Genomic DNA, 15,517 nt, shown 5'->3' with positions numbered 1-15,517 from the left:
AGCATCTTTCGTCACAGGAAAACAGCCGCCGAGGGGCATCGGGCGGCTGTAAATGTCATTTTTTTGAAGCGAACCTCAGATGCCGCCCGCTTCCGGGCCCCACACATCCGTCATGGCAAAGCCATCGGCAAAGGGATCGAAGGGATCAAGACCCACCTGGTGCAGGCCGAAGGTGAAACCACGCCCGGCAATGGTGGGAATGACTGCCGGACGGCCCGCGACTTCCGTTACGGCGGAAAGGCCGACATCGAATTCCGAACCGATAATCGAACGAGACTTGTACTCGTCTCCCACCTTTACCTTGCCGCGCGCGTAAAGCGTTGCAAGATTGGCGGAATTGCCGGTGCCGCAGGGCGAGCGATCCGCCCGGCCCGGCCACATGGTCGTGCAAGTGCGGATGGAACCGTCCGCATCCACATCGCGGAACATCACATAGGCCACACCGGAAATGGCAGGGATTTCGGGGTGGACGACGGCCATTTCGCGGTTGACCAGGTCTTTCAGGATCATGCCCGCCGCCACCAGCTTCGCGGCATTGGCCTTGTCGATGGTCAAGCCAATCTGACGCACATCGACCAGCGCGTAAAAGATTCCGCCATAGGAAATGTCCATCGTCACCTTGCCCCATTCGGGCGTGTCGATAGTCACATCCAGCTCATGCACGAAGGACGGCACCATGGTCAGCCTGACCTTTTCGCAACGCCCGTCGCGGCAGGTGGCAGTGGCTTTCACCAGACCGGCGGCCGTCTCCAGGATGATGACGGTTTCCGGCTCCTGCATCTCCACCATGCCGCTTTCCAGAAGCGCTGTCGTGGCGCAGATGGAATTGGAACCGGAGCTGGCATGCGCCTGATCAGGCTGGAGAATGACGAAAGCGGCATGCGCATCCGGATGCTTCGGCGGCAGGAGAAGATTGACCGACCCCATGGGTGTGCCACGCGGCTCCAGCGTCAGGAAGCGGCGCAAGGCCTCGCCTTTCGGATCGGTGTTCATCCAGTGAAGCTGCTCTGCGACGGTATTGCCGGGAATTTTCGGCGCACCACCGGTAACAACACGGCCGATTTCGCCTTCGCAATGGACATCGAGAAGCTGCAGGGTGCGTTTCCAACGCATGGGATATTACTCCGGAAGTTGAGCTGTTAACCGGACCATACAGATAAAAATACAAGCTGTATACAAATCTGAGGAGGTGAGATGGCGAAAACCCTAGGCGTTTTTCGCAATCCCATTCTTAGTCACGATCTAGCGGTTACGGCATTCCGACCGGTTGCGATTGGCGGCGGCTTCGCAATTCACTCGCGATGACTGAAGCGCCTGATCGTCCACCACGGAACCGGCCGTATCTCCCACCGACCCGACGGTGTTTTCAACGGAGCGGCCGAGCCTTTCCACCTGCCTGCTGTAATTCTCACGCGTGCGCGGATCGAACACCGCAATCGGTGCGCTGACCACGACACTCGCGGCCGTTCCAACCGTTTGCGCAGCGCCGATGCTAACGGCACCCAGCGCCTCGCCCAGACCGACATCGGAATCCGTCACCGTCTGCCCGGCGATGAGGCGGTCGCCGATCAGGCGCACAACCTCCGGGCTTTCGGCAAATTTGCCATGGTTCAACCGGTCGCCGGATTGCAGCTTGGTCAAATCCAGAACGGTAATCCCGGCTTTTTCAAGCTGGCTGCGATAGGGCTCGACCGATGGGTCGATCTGGCCCAGCCGGTCGACATTGCCGGAGATGCGCCGCGACAGGCTGAGTGCGCGGTCATCCTGCGAAACGAACAGAGTGAATTTCGGCGGCGTCTTGCCAAGGCTTGTAAATTGCCGGCTGAACACGTCCACATCGAGATCCGGTGCGGCCAGAATGACATTGCTGATCTTCGGATCGACCCGACCGTTGCGGATTGCCATCTGGCGCAGCGCTTCCACCGCAAGCCATGTGCCCATCGAGTGCGCCATGACGGTGACTTCGCTGATGGACCTGTCCTTCGCAAGCCGGGTCAGCATTTCCTCAAGCGCATCGCGCGAGTAATTGGTGCTTTCCTTGTCGTAATTATAGTCGAAAATGCTCGCCCGCGATGGCCAGGTGAAGACGACCGGGACGACATCCGTGCCGGAATCATGGACGATCTGGGCAAAGCGATAGACGGATTCTTCGTAACGATTATTGAAACCGTGCACGAAAACCAGCACCCGCCGGTCCTTCTGGATGTGTTTGCTGATCCAGCTTCTTGTTTCGGCTTCGGAGCGAATTGGCTCCACCGCCACCGTGGTGAAATCCTTCAGCGGGTTGGGCGGCAGCTTTTTGGGCCATTGCACCTGTCCGACCTTGCGGTTTGCATTGGGCGGAATGGAGATGGTGACGGCATCGACCTTCAGGCCCGTTCCGCGCTCGCCGCCGAAAAGCACGGCGGCGTTTTCCGATGGAGCGCGCGTCGTGGCAACCAGCAGATTGACAGGCGTTGTTCCCGCCACGGTCTGCCCGGTCGGCGTCATGACCCCGATGGGACGCCCGCCGCACCCGGCAAGCAGGGCGACAATGGCGATTACGGCCACGAAGCGGATGGGCATCACGTCACTCTCCTACAACCCAGAGGCAGCCCGATAACAGCCGGGGGAGACGTTTTTCTACCGAAGGCGGAACCGCTGCGCCAGCAACCATCGCGTAATCATTGCCAGTTTCCGCCCCGGTGTGTCCAAACGGACCCAATCCGCCCTCTCACGGTAAACAGACAAGCATCGCGATGGAAATGCACGGGCCTTATCGCTGCGGCAGCATTGTGCCCTTCTCACGAAGGGCATTGTGCCATGACAGCGCCTCTTCGATGAGGTGCGGCGTATGACCGCCGCGTGCTACCGCACGCTGGTAATAATCCGTCAGCGCATCGCGATAATGCGGATGCACGCAATTGGCGATGATGACAGCCGCGCGTTCGCGTGGAGCGAGACCGCGCAGATCAGCCAGCCCGATTTCCGTGACGAGAATATCCACATCGTGCTCTGTATGGTCGACATGGCTGACCATGGGCACGACGCTGGAAATGGCGCCGCCCTTGGCGATCGACTTGGTGACGAAGATGGACATATAGGCGTTGCGGGCAAAATCGCCCGAACCGCCGATGCCGTTCATCATATGCGTGCCGCCGACATGGGTGGAATTGACGTTTCCGTAAATATCGAATTCCAGCGCCGTATTGATGCCGATGATACCGAGGCGGCGGATGACTTCCGGATGGTTGCTGACCTCCTGCGGACGCAGGATCAGCCTGCTCTTGTAATCTGCCAGTCGCGGCATGACCCGTTCATTCATGGCGGAGGAGAGCGTGATCGACGAACCGGAGGCGAAAACCAGCTTGCCTGCGTCAAAAAGCTCAAAGGTCGAGTCCTGCAGGACCTCGGAATACATTTTGAGATCGTGAAACGGCGTATCGATGAAACCATGCATCACGGCATTGGCGATGGTGCCAATGCCGGCCTGGAGCGGCTGGAGTTCATGGGTCATGCGGCCATGACGCACCTCATTCAGCAGAAATTCGGTGAGATGACCGGCAATGGCCTTGGTCTCGTCATCCGGCGGCAGCACCGTTGAAAAACTGTCGCTCTTGTCGCTCAGGACGATGGCGGCGATTTTTTCCGGCGGCACCGAGATGAACGGCAGGCCAACACGGCTATCCGTCGCCACCACCGGAATGGGCATGCGGGTCGGGCGTTTGGCGGGAATGAAAATGTCGTGCAACCCCTCCAGCACCTCAGGCTGCGACAGGTTGATCTCGACGATGACCTTGTCGGCCAGAATGGCGAAGCTTGCCGAATTGCCGACGGATGTCGTGGGCACGATGCCGCCATCCGCCGTAATCGCCACCGCTTCGACGATGGCGATATCCACCCCGTGGATCTGGCCGCCGCGCAATTGCTCGACCGTTTCGGAAAGATGCTGGTCGATGAACATCACCCTGCCGTCATTGATCGCCTTGCGCAAAGCCGGATCGGACTGGAACGGCATGCGGCGCGCCAGCATACCGGCCTCGACCATGGTCTTGTCGAGATCGTTGCCGAGGGAAGCGCCGGTCATCAGGGTGATTTTCATGGGGTTCGTCTTGGCGCGTTCGGCCAGCGCCAGCGGCACCGCCTTCGCTTCGCCGGCCCGCGTAAAACCGCTCATGCCCACCGTCATGCCATCCTGAATGAGACTGGCGGCCTCTTCGGCGCTCACGATCCTGTTCAAGAGGGATGCGTTGCGGATACGCTTTTCAAGCATGCACTTCTCCATGATCTGCACTCACGATGGCACGTCACCAGACTTGCCACATCTCCGGTGACTATGGCGCGTACTTTCAACGATGAAACTGACATAGATCAAGGGTGCGACAGGGACTATGCCCTTGACGCATCAAATCCTGCTCAACAGACCGCAAGTGGCGCATCGGCGCGACAGGCTGCGGGATATTGACAGCATTCACAGCATTCTGGACGAACGATGCCTGCCAAGCGTCGCCGCCGACAATAGGTGATGAGGCGCATTGACCGCCTCATCACATCGGGGAGAACTGTCTCGGCTATTGCCCGGTTTCAGGGGCCTTCACAGACGAGGGCCTGACCGAGCACAATCTGCCCTACCTCGGCATCATAGGCACGCAAGCCAAAAGCACCTAGATTGATGACCCGATAACAGGGGTTGCCGCCCGTCCACAGCGGTTCGAGAGCTTCAACATCGGTGATGAACCGATGTGAACAGGCCTGACCGGAACTATAGGCAATGCCTTCCGCGCTGGTGCCCGCCATCGGGACGTGAATGTGACCAAAAACAATATGACGCACGCCGGCCTGATGGGCGGCGAGGCGACGCATGACCACGCCGTCGTCATGCATGCCGATGTTTTCGAAATGCCTGATGCCGCAATCCATGGGTGGGTGATGGATAAAAACCGTCACCGGCAGCTCGCCAGCGCTCTCAAGCGTATTGTCCAGCCATGTCAGACGATCCGCGCCATACATCCCGCCGATCACATCGGGCTCATGGCTGTCAAGAAACAGCAGGCGGCCGAAGTCCGTATCGATGAAGGATTGGATATAGCCGTTGTCATCCCGGGGTTGTTCCGGAAAGGCCGCCGTAAATTCCGGACGGCGATCGTGGTTGCCGAGCATCAACAGCACCGGCAAGGATACGGGCGCGAGAATGTCACGCAGCAGTTCATAGGCCTCGGGTTCACCGTGATTGCAGAGATCGCCCGTCATGACCAGAAGGTCGGCATTGGCGTGTTTTTCGACAATATCGGCAATCGCCGCGCGCAGCTGCTTTTCAGGGTCCACGCCGTTCACCGCAATGCCCGGCGGCACAAGATGGGTATCAGTGATCTGGATGATCTTCATCGTCGGTCTTTCTGCGCAAAATGGCTGCGGGAACGAATTTCCCCGCAGCCTCTTCGATGGTTTTTCTTATTTCATCAGGGCGTTGGTCTGCTCGACGATCTGCTTGAGCCCGGCTTCCGGCGTCACTTCGCCGCGCATTACGGTGCCGATGATGTCGCGCTGTGTGCGCCAGATGCGGACGGATTCACCACCCGGATAAGCGCCCCAGGGCAAGGACCGGTCAGCCTGCAGCGAAGCGGTCTTTACGTTCGGGTTCTCGGCGTAATAAGGAGCCAGGAAGTCAGGGCCGGTTGCGAGCTTGTTCGTCGGCAGGTAGCCAGTGATGCGAACGATGGTGTTCTGCGCCTCGGGACCGGTGATCCACTTCAGGTATTTCCAGGCAGCATCCTGCTTGGCCTTTTCCTGCGTCAGGATGACGGCAGAGTTGCCGCCCGTCGGAACGCCGCCCTTTTCCTTGTTGTCGAGCGGGAAGGTCGCCGTCTTCAGCTTGAAGCGGTCGCCAACCAGGCCCTGGATCGTCTGCACGTGAGCCGGGGTCGAGAAGATGAAGCCGGTGAGACCTGCACCGAACTGCTGGCGGGACTGGTCCCAGTCGAGCAGGTTCTGGCCGCCTTCGGTCACGAACTGGCGCGCCATCTTCAGAGCGTTGAGGCCGATTTCATTGTCGAAGGCAACAGTCTTCGTCTTGTCATCAACGAGCTTGCCGCCCTGTTCGAAGACGAGCGCCTGCCACAACCAGTCGTCACCCCAGCCATTGATGTCATAGCTCATGCCGGCCAGCTTCGGGTCGAGAGCCTTGATCTTCTTGGCAAGAGCAATGAGTTCCGGGAAGGTCGTCGGCATCTTGTCCGGGTCGCCACCAGCCTTGGTCACGAGTTCGGAGTTGATGTAGATGATCGGCGAGGACGCGTTGACCGGCAGACCATACTGCTTGCCGTCGATCTGGCCGAGTGCCGCCATCTTCGGGCTGTAGTTCTTGTCGAGGAAAGCCTGACCGCCTTCAGCCTGGATGAACGGGCCGAGATCGGTGATCTGGTTGCGGGGCGCCAGCGCGTGAACGAGTTCCGCCGTCAGGTTGTAGCCCGAGAAATAAACGTCCGGCAGATTGCCGGTGACGGCTGAGCGCAGCACCTGCTGCTGGCCCTGGTTGTAACCTTCTGCCGGAGCGAGGAAATTGATCTTCACATCAGGGTTCTTCTTCATGAATTCATCGGCCAGCGGCTGATGGAACTTCGTGAAGCCCGGCAGGTTGTAGAGAACGTTGAGCGTGATTTCGTTGGCCAGAACCGGCTTTGCGAAGCCCGCAAAAGCCATGCCGAGTGCCAGACCGCTCATCACAGCGCGTCGGTTGATTTTCATGTCAGTCTCCAAAAATGGGTTGGGAGTAGGAGGAGGGTGAACGGCGTCACTTGACGCCGGTCATGGTAATACCGGCGATGAAATGCCGCCGTGCGAGGAGGAAGCACAGCACCATCGGCGCGGTAATGAGTGTGGCGCCCGCCATCAGCGCGCCGTAGTTCGCGCCGGATTCGATATCCGCGAAGAACATCATGCCGAGAGGCGGAGGGGCCAATCTGGTGTCCGAAATAACGATCATCGGCCAATAGAGATCGTTCCAGTGCGCCACCAGCGAAAAGACTGAAAATGCAGCCAGCGAGGGAAGAGAGCCGCGCAGAACCAGTCCCCAGCAGATTTCCATCTCGGAGAAGCCATCCATGCGCGCCGCCTCGATGATTTCATCGGGATAGCTGCGGAAAGACTGGTTGAACATGAAGATGGCAAAGACCGACAGGAAGAACGGCATCATCATCGCGAAGTAGGTATTCAGCAACTGCGCCTTCGCCAGACCGACGAACAGCGGCAGCGCCAGCGCCTGGATGGGCACGGAGAGCGCGGCGACGATCAGCGCCAGCAACAGCTTGCGCCCTGGAAAACGAAGCTTCGCCAGCGCATAGGCCGCAGGAACCGACGTCAGGATCTGCACGAACAGGATGCCGAAACATACGATGACGCCGTTCAGCATGAAGCGTGCCATGGGCACCTGGCCCGCTGCACGGGAGTAACTCTCAACGGCGTCGAACTTCTCGGGGATCGGCCAGAATGAGACGCTGAAAATCTCAGACGGTGAGCGGATGGAGGTCAATAGCATCCAGTAGAACGGCAGAAGCATGACGAAAGCACCGAGCGCGAGCACAAGATGCGGGAAGTATTTGCGGAACCCGAACATCAGTAGTGCACCTTCCGGTCCATATGCAGCGTCTGGCCGATCGACAGGATCAACACGATCGCGAGAAAAATCAGGGTCAGCGCTGCGGCATAACCCGTGTTCGAATATTCAAAACCTTCAAGATAAAGAACATAAAGCAGGGTTTCCGAACCGAAGCGGCCCTTGGTCAGCACGGCGACCGTCTCGAACACCTTGAAGGCCGAAATGGAGGTGGTGACCACCACGAACATCGTCGTCGGTCCGAGCATCGGCCAGGTCACCGTCAGGAACCGGTCTAGCGGATTCTTGGCGCCGTCGAGCCGTGCGGCCTCATGCAGATCCTTCGAGATGGCGGTGAGGCCTGCAAGGAAAAGCACCATGTTGAAACCCAGAACCTGCCAGACGCCTATCAACGCCATGGTGGGAATGAGCAGAACGGGATTGGAGAGGAAGGCGACGGGTTCAAAACCCAGCCATTTGATCGCCGCATTCACCGGGCCAAGCGAAGGATGCAGCAGGAACTGCCACACGGTCGCCATGGCGACCAGCGTTGCGGTGACGGGAAGAAAATAGGCCACTTCCCAGAAAGCCCGGCTGCGTTTGCGATTGTAAACGAGAAGGGCGACGCCGAGCGCCAGAAACACGCCGAAGGGAATGACGATGATGGCGTAGATGGCGGTATTCATCAGTGCGCGCAGGAAGACCGGGTCCCCAAACGCCTTGATGAAATTTCCAAGACCAACGAATTGCGTGGAAAGCGCACCAAGCTGGTAATCGGTAACGGAAAAACCGGCCAGAACAAGCATCGGAATGATATAGATCGCCAACAGCAGCAGGCTTGCCGGCGCTGCAAACATCAGGCCGCGCCAGATCATGCGCCGCTCCGCCTTTGACAGGCGGGACCGGGCCTTTGCAGGCGCGGGCGTGGAGAAATCGGCCGCCGTCATGCCGGCACCCGTTCACGCACCGTCGTTTTGCGGCGCAGGCCGTCGGCGGCGAAGAGATGGACACGTTCCGGCGCAAAACCGAGGTTCATCACGCCATCCGCGTCGGCACCCAGCGCCTCTCCCGCGCCCTGGCGCAAGGTGACGGCCACTGTCTCATCGCTCAGAAGGCGGCAGTTAACGAAACGGTCAGCCCCGTGAGTTTCGGTGCGCACCACACGCACCGAGAAACCTTCGGCACCCGGACGCAAATCTTCGGCGCGAAGGCCAAGCGTCGCCGGACCGGCATCGCGGCCCGACGCATCCACGCCAAGATCGCGTCCGAAAGCCGTTACCTTGCCCTGCGCATCGATTTCGACCGGCAGCAGATTGATCGACGGCGTGCCGATAAAGCGCGCGACCGTCAGTGTCGCCGGCTTGCGGTAAAGCTCATCCGGCGTGCCGAGCTGTTCGATGCGGCCTTCCGACATCAGCGCGATGCGGTCGGACATGGTCATGGCCTCGATCTGGTCATGCGTGACGTAGATGAAGGTCGCCCCCAGCCGGCGGTGCAGCCCCGCGAGTTCCTCACGCATATGGGCGCGAAGCTTGGCATCAAGGTTGGAGAGCGGCTCGTCCATCAGGAAGGCGGCCGGGGAGCGCACCAGCGCCCGGGCAAGCGCCACGCGCTGGCGCTGGCCACCGGAAAGCTGCGCCGGCTTGCGGTCCAGCAGATGCGCGATCTGCAGGGTCTCTGCCGCCTGTTCGACGGCGGCATCGATCTGCCTGAGCGTTTCGGCCGGGGCCACAAACCGCCCGATCAACGGCAGGCGCGCTGCAAAGGGCAGACGTCGCATCCTGAGCGGCGTTGCGATGTTCTGGCGGACATTCATGTGCGGATAAAGCGCGTAGGACTGGAATACCATTGCCAGATTGCGGTCGCTCGGATCGAGCTCCGTCACATCCTGACCACCGATCGAAACCGAGCCGCGATCTGGCGTTTCCAGTCCTGCGATGATGCGCAGAAGTGTTGACTTGCCGCAGCCCGACATGCCGACGAGGGATAAAAACTCTCCGGGACGGATGGAGAGTTCGATCTCTTTCAGAACATCGTCAGCCCCGAAGCCTTTGCCGATACCCGAAAGTTCAAGAGATTGTGGCGTCATTCTGCGCTCCTTTTCTGGAGCGCATATGCTTATATTGTATGACAATATGACGAAGGTTTGCGGAAAGTTCGGTGACACCGGAAGGCCCGGCAATCTCGGCTCGTCGGCAAGCCCCGCGATATCGACCTTCATAAAAAACCACTAATATGAGGGGGTGGTCTCTCATGTCCGGATATGAGGCCTATTCACCGGCCTTCGCTGCGCCCGCGGCGCCGTTGTTTCAAGCGGCAGCCAGAATCACATGGGCCTGAATTTTGGCGGCAACCTCACCGCTGCCATGCCTTGCTTCAATCGCAGATGCGGCGCAGTCTGTCGCCGCGTCGAGCTTTCCCGGCGCTCTCGTTTCGATTTCAGTTCGAAGAACAGTTCCGCGACAATAGGCGACGGCGGGAATGCGCGGTGACGATGCACGGCTTTGTGCTGCTATCGTCTCAATCACCACGCGGGAAAAACCGGCACTTTCCAGCTCGCTGCAAATCAAGGCCGTATCGTGATAGCCGTGCGGGGTGCGGGCCATGAAGCGTGGCGGATCGTCTGGAAACAGGCGCGCAAGGGCATTCGTTACGTCATCTGCGAAGTGATTTTCTTCGATGCGATCCCACACGTTGAATAAATAATGTCCGCCGGGTTTCAGCACTCTCCTTGCTTCGCGGTAGGCGGCAAGGCGGTCGGTGAAAAACATCGCGCCGAACTGGCAGAAGACAAGGTCGAACGCCGCATTCTCAAATGGCAGCACCTGGGCATCTGCCTGACGCCAATGAATGCGATTGTCAGGCGTCTGTCGCGCCGCGGCGAAATCAAGCATCGGCTGGTTGAGGTCGGTCACGACATAGTGTGCGGCGGGCGGCAGTTTAGGTGCCAGCTCACGGGTGACGACCCCGGTGCCTGCGGCGATCTCCAGAACATCGATCGGCATCAATGACGCCGCACGCCGTGCCAGATCACGGGCGAACGGCTCGAAAATCAACGGCACCATGTAGCGGTCGTAGTTTTCCGGAATGGAGCCGGCAAATACCTTGTCCGTTTCCAGCATGGCTTTCACCTGAGGTCATCCAATGACCCGGGGACTTTAACACATATTGGGGAGGTTCGGGAATCTGTTCCGCCTTGCCGGCTTTCAAGACAGCGACAAGGATGCCGGTCTCAAGCGCATGATAAAATCATGGAGCGCACGGAGCGTATCATTTTATTTTTAAGGGAAGAGAAATGGCGCACCCGAAGAGCGTTTCGCATCAAACTTACGCCCATTAGAAATCCGTAAATTACCAAGATATTTCAATTGCTTAATAAGCTTCCAGTCTTTGGTTCGATGTGTTTGTGTGGACCTCATGCAGCCCTGAATGTGGACCGCAGCGACCAATGCTAATGTGCAATTCTATTAAGCGCAACAGTTGATAGATCGTATGCGGCTTGACAGTTTACCGTCCTCACTCTCATTCGACTTTGAAGTGGGAGAGATTGATGAAATTTGCGATGGTTGACGGGGACCGACACGAAGCTAAGCCGGGGCTTAAAGGGCTATGTCAGGCATGTGGTCTGCCTATGACACCGAAATGCGGTCAGCAGCGAGTTCATCACTGGGCTCATCGAACTGCCAACTGCGACCCGTGGTGGGAGAGGGAAACCCAGTGGCATCGTGATTGGAAAAACGCGTTCCCACAAGATTGCCAAGAAGTGAGGTTCGTGAGCAGTGATGGGGAGGTCCATATTGCTGACGTAAGGACGCCGAGCGGGACCGTGCTGGAGTTCCAGCACTCACACCTCCCTTTCCACGAAAGGCGGTCCCGAGAAATCTTCTATGGGGATATGGTGTGGATAGTAGACGGATCGAAAAACGGGAAAGACTTGGGACGGTTCATGGGGTTGCTCGCCGCAAACATTCCAGACTATGGGGATGCAATCGGCTGGCGTCTTCCTCTACGCCGTTTCGGATTGGTGGATGACTGGGTATCTTCCCCGTGCCCGGTCTATCTCGACTTCGGCAATGCAGAATTTCCGGGAAAGGGCCTCCCGCCCGTCGCATTGCTTTGGCGCCTTAAGAAAGCACCTAGCGGACGCATTATTGTCACACCGTTCTCCCGACAGAATATTATCGGCCATTACGCGCTTTCCACGCCGCTGGAAGGCTTCGATCCCCATCCTCGCCCTGCCTATTGGTCGCGGGACTATCGCACAATGGATTAGTTTAGTGGTTACGCACGAAGCCGCAAGGTATCCCATCATGTGCGCAACTCCGAAAGCAGTTTTTACGACGAGCGCAACTTAGCTGGATCATGCTGCATTAAAAAGTTCAGGACCAACCGCTCGCAATAGATTTCCGCTAAGTCGGATTGGGGCAGGACGGCCAAGGCGGCGCTGTTGGGGTCGCCTGACATAAAGTCTAGCAGCTTTTCCTTCGGCGTCTTTGAGTAGGTTTTCAGTAGCCATTCAAAGAATTCTAGGGGGTCTTCTATGCCGCTCCCGTTGCGGTTTTCCTCACCAAGAAACAACGAACCGTACCGTTTATAGTCCTCTAGTTGTTCCGGGGTAAGCGGTTGCCGCAGGATCAAATTTTTACCGTCAAGTGTCGTTACTCCTATCATTGCCTCACCTGCAACTTCATCCACTGCACCAGCGGTCACGGTTGCGATGGTCCCGCCGTTGTCTCCTATGTCAGTAAACTGATACGTTTCACCCACTTTGATGTTTAGGCCGCTCGCGTCCGACCGGAGCGAACCGTCGAAAGTGTCAGGAAAGACCGGATACTCGCGAAGGGCATCCATGATCTCGTAGCCGTCGATATGCTTTCGCTTTAGGCGATACGCTTCTCTTAGGGTGCGCGGTGTCGGCTTGCTGAAATCTGGAATGCCGAGGCCATAAGCTAGGGCGTGACGAGCGATATGCGTTTCATCCAGATAGCGGTGGAATGGGAGATTTGTCACAAAGACATATGCCGTCTCATGTGCCTTCAAATCTCTTTCCCGTGCGTCCAACCGTTTTATTGCTTTTTCGAACCAATCGGGCATCGCGTCCCCGTCGCGTATCTCCGCGTTCAGATCGATGAATATTAACCTCTTGTCTGCCGCTGGCTTGCTTAGAGCGCCGTTCAAATGGGCCGTTAGGTTGCGCGTGGCATCGCGGTCGGAGGGCTTTGCGCCGTCGTGATTGGTCTTGCCCAAGACACCCTCAACGGCCCGCATCTTTGCCTCTACCCAGTATTTTTGCCCCGTGGTTTTCGAGATCGCAGAGAACTCACAATGCTTTGTGGTGTTGTCGGCCTCATCTTCCAGCTCTAGCCGGAAACCCGCACGAAGAAGCGCACCCGCGACGATCAGTTCGTAATATGTGATTAGGCATGGAATAAGGACCCCGCACATGGGGTGATCGGCGTCCAAACGGGACCCCCATCTGCAATGGGGTTACAACAGCCTCCGGTTTCATCGGAGGCTTTTTGTTCGGATGCTTATTGTGGAAACAATTCTGAAGATACGGCGGCTAGCCCATGTTCAGGGCAAGTCGATCAAGGCGATCTGCCGGGAGTTGGGCATATCGCGGAAAGTGGTGCGGAAGGTTTTGCGCACCGATGAGACGGAGTTCAAATACGAACGGACCCGTCAACCTCAGCCGAAGCTCGGCCCCTGGCGCGGTCAGCTCGATGGAATGCTCCTCGCCAATGAGGCCAAATCTTCTCGCGAACGGCTGACACTGATCCGGATATTCGAGGACTTGCGCGACCTCGGCTACGAGGGCGGTTACGACACAGTCCGGCGTTACGCCCGAACATGGGCGAAGGAGCGCGGGTCCGTGACGGCGCAAGCCTATGTGCCGCTCTATTACGCGCCGGGCGAGGCCTACCAGTTCGACTGGAGCCACGAGATTGTCGTGCTGAACGGCGTGACGACGACGGTGAAGGTTGCGCATATCCGGCTCTGCCACAGCCGGATGATGTATGTGAGAGCCTATCCGCGCGAGACGCAAGAGATGGTCTTCGACGCCCATGACAGGGCGTTCGCTTTCTTCGGCGGGGCCTGCACGCGCGGCATCTATGATAATATGAAGACCGCGGTGGAGACGGTCTTCGTCGGCAAGGAACGGCAATACAATCGCCGCTTCCTACAGATGTGCAGCCATTACCTGATCGAACCGGTGGCCTGCACGCCGGCGTCGGGGTGGGAGAAAGGCCAGGTCGAGAACCAGGTCAATCTGGTGCGCGAACGCTTCTTCACGCCGCGACTGCGCTTCAAATCCTACGATGAACTGAATGGCTGGTTGCTGGACAAGTGCATCAGTTACGCCCGCGCTCATAAGCACGTCGATCAGACGGAGCGCACGATCTGGGAGGTGTTCGATGCGGAGCGGCCGCACCTGGTCGGCTATCCCGGCAAATTCGACGGCTTCCACGCTGTGCAGGCCTCGATCGGCAAGACCTGCCTCGTGCGTTTCGACAACAACAAATACTCGGTACTGTCTACGGCAGTCGGCCGCCCTGCCGAGATACATGCCTATGCAGATCGCATCGTCATCCGGCAGGATGGCGTGGAAATCGGCCAACACGATCGCTGCTTCGGCCGTGGCGAGACGATCTATAATCCCTGGCATTACGTGCCGGTCCTGACCCGCAAACCGGGAGCACTGCGCAACGGTGCGCCGTTCCACGACTGGGTTTTGCCCGCCGCCATGGAGAAGGTGCGCCGCCGGCTGAAGGCAATGCATGACGGCGACCGGCAGATGGTGTCGATCCTCGAATGCGTGGGCCTGGACGGGCTCCCCGCCGTCGAAGCGGCCTGCCAGGAGGCGATCGATCAGGGCGTGTTCTCGGCCGCCGTCATCATCAACATTCTGGCCCGCAAGCGTGATCCGCAGCCGGCCGCCATCCTTTCCATCCCCGATGCGCTTCGCCTGACCCATGAGCCTCTGGCCGACTGCGCCCGTTACGACAGCCTGAGGAGGGCAAGCTGATATGGAACGATCCCAAATCCTCGACATGATGGGCACGCTGAAGCTGTTCGGCATGCGTAGCGCCTATGACGAGATCATGGCCTCCGGCATCAAGCGACAGCACGAACCGCCGCGCATCGTCGGTGACCTGCTTCAGTCGGAGATCGCCGAGAAGCAAGCGCGCTCCATCAAATACCAAATCACCGTCGCCAAACTGCCGCTGGCCAAGGACATCGACGACTTCGACTTCACCGACACGCCGGTCAACGAAGGCCTGGTGCGCCAACTCGCAACCGGGGCCTTCCTCGCCGAGCAGCACAATATCGTTCTGGTCGGCGGAACCGGCACGGGAAAGTCTCACCTGTCCATCGCCCTTGCTCGTGCTCTGATCCGCAATGGCGCACGCGGCCGCTTCTTCAACGTCGTCGACCTCGTCAATCGGCTCGAGACGGAGGCACGTAGCGGCAAACAGGGACGGCTGGCCGACTTCATCACCAGGCTCGACTTCGTCATCATGGACGAACTGGGCTATCTCCCATTTGCCCAGGCGGGCGGCCAGCTCCTCTTCCACCTCATCAGCAGGCTCTACGAGCGGACGTCCATCATCGTCACGACGAACCTGGCCTTCGGCGAGTGGCCGGCCGTATTCGGCGACGCCAAGATGACCGCCGCTCTGCTCGACAGGCTCACCCACCATTGCGAGATCGTGGAAACCGGGAACGAATCCTGGCGCTTTAAAAACCGCTCTCAAAGCTCACATGAGGATTTCGTCGTCAAGATCAATCATCGTTTCATAGCGTGCCCCTTCGATTTCGTATCGAACCCATGGTCTGAGCCACCTTGCTTGACGCGGCACGTTTCCTTCACCGGTTCAAACTCACATACGGTCGCCGTTTTGTCCGGCAGCACCATTATCCCGCTTGCGTAGCGGCAAGGCTCAG

12 protein-coding genes and 1 pseudogene are annotated in these 15,517 nt (G+C 58.6%); 3 read left to right on the top strand and 10 right to left on the bottom strand.

All coding sequences use genetic code 11. The features are described 5' to 3' along the window. Nucleotides 1-75: 75 nt before the first annotated feature. The 9 genes from JZY08_RS00400 to JZY08_RS00360 form a co-directional block, all read right to left on the bottom strand. Nucleotides 76-1,113, bottom strand: a complete 1,038-nt coding sequence (locus tag JZY08_RS00400; RefSeq protein WP_216330620.1) for a 4-hydroxyproline epimerase — start codon at nt 1,111-1,113, stop codon at nt 76-78. A gap of 129 nt (nt 1,114-1,242) precedes the next feature. Then, nucleotides 1,243-2,565, bottom strand: a complete 1,323-nt coding sequence (locus JZY08_RS00395; RefSeq protein WP_216331476.1) for an alpha/beta hydrolase — start codon at nt 2,563-2,565, stop codon at nt 1,243-1,245. 190 nt (nt 2,566-2,755) lie between these two features. Then, nucleotides 2,756-4,252, bottom strand: a complete 1,497-nt coding sequence (locus tag JZY08_RS00390; protein ID WP_216330619.1) for an acetyl-CoA hydrolase/transferase family protein — start codon at nt 4,250-4,252, stop codon at nt 2,756-2,758. 311 nt (nt 4,253-4,563) lie between these two features. Then, complete coding sequence (locus JZY08_RS00385; RefSeq protein WP_216330618.1) at nt 4,564-5,364, bottom strand: phosphodiesterase; 801 nt, start codon at nt 5,362-5,364, stop codon at nt 4,564-4,566. A 66-nt stretch (nt 5,365-5,430) separates the two neighbouring features. Next, complete coding sequence (locus JZY08_RS00380) at nt 5,431-6,723, bottom strand: ABC transporter substrate-binding protein (RefSeq protein WP_035241546.1); 1,293 nt, start codon at nt 6,721-6,723, stop codon at nt 5,431-5,433. 46 nt (nt 6,724-6,769) lie between these two features. Continuing rightward, nucleotides 6,770-7,591, bottom strand: coding sequence for a carbohydrate ABC transporter permease (locus tag JZY08_RS00375; RefSeq protein WP_216330617.1), 822 nt, complete (start codon nt 7,589-7,591; stop codon nt 6,770-6,772). Then, on the bottom strand, nt 7,591-8,517 hold the full coding sequence (locus tag JZY08_RS00370; protein ID WP_216330616.1) for a carbohydrate ABC transporter permease: 927 nt from the start codon (nt 8,515-8,517) through the stop codon (nt 7,591-7,593). Before JZY08_RS00370 ends, JZY08_RS00375 begins: the two co-directional genes overlap by 1 nt. Beyond that, entirely contained in the window at nt 8,514-9,659 is a 1,146-nt protein-coding gene (locus JZY08_RS00365) for an ABC transporter ATP-binding protein (RefSeq protein WP_216330615.1), read from the bottom strand. Before JZY08_RS00365 ends, JZY08_RS00370 begins: the two co-directional genes overlap by 4 nt. Nucleotides 9,660-9,879: 220 nt before the next feature. Continuing rightward, nucleotides 9,880-10,692, bottom strand: coding sequence for a class I SAM-dependent methyltransferase (locus tag JZY08_RS00360; RefSeq protein ID WP_216330614.1), 813 nt, complete (start codon nt 10,690-10,692; stop codon nt 9,880-9,882). Nucleotides 10,693-11,516: 824 nt separating this feature from the next. On the opposite strand from JZY08_RS00360, the gene JZY08_RS00355 reads away from it, so the two are divergent. Continuing rightward, nucleotides 11,517-11,843: a hypothetical protein gene (locus JZY08_RS00355; protein ID WP_216330613.1), complete on the top strand. Its 327-nt coding sequence runs from the start codon at nt 11,517-11,519 to the stop codon at nt 11,841-11,843. A 62-nt stretch (nt 11,844-11,905) separates the two neighbouring features. Here JZY08_RS00355 and JZY08_RS00350 read toward each other — a convergent pair whose 3' ends face one another. After that, complete coding sequence (locus tag JZY08_RS00350; RefSeq protein ID WP_216330612.1) at nt 11,906-13,033, bottom strand: hypothetical protein; 1,128 nt, start codon at nt 13,031-13,033, stop codon at nt 11,906-11,908. Nucleotides 13,034-13,097: 64 nt separating this feature from the next. Here JZY08_RS00350 and istA point away from each other — a divergent pair. Together istA and istB are read left to right on the top strand one after the other, a co-directional pair. Next, a pseudogene (gene istA / locus JZY08_RS00345) lies at nt 13,098-14,657 on the top strand (IS21 family transposase). Next, the gene (gene istB / locus JZY08_RS00340; RefSeq protein WP_246669768.1) at nt 14,599-15,504 is read left to right on the top strand and encodes an IS21-like element helper ATPase IstB; all 906 of its coding nucleotides are present in this window, start codon (nt 14,599-14,601) and stop codon (nt 15,502-15,504) included. The pseudogene istA and the gene istB overlap by 59 nt, the downstream one beginning before the upstream one ends. The last annotated feature ends 13 nt before the right edge of the window (nt 15,505-15,517 follow it).

Origin of the sequence: Rhizobium sp. X9 (assembly GCF_018873185.1) — a bacterium.
In the GTDB taxonomy this organism is placed as follows: Bacteria; Pseudomonadota; Alphaproteobacteria; order Rhizobiales; family Rhizobiaceae; genus Agrobacterium; species Agrobacterium oryzihabitans.
Note: the sequence above shows the minus strand (reverse complement) of the source record. Positions and strands in the feature narration are given on the sequence as shown.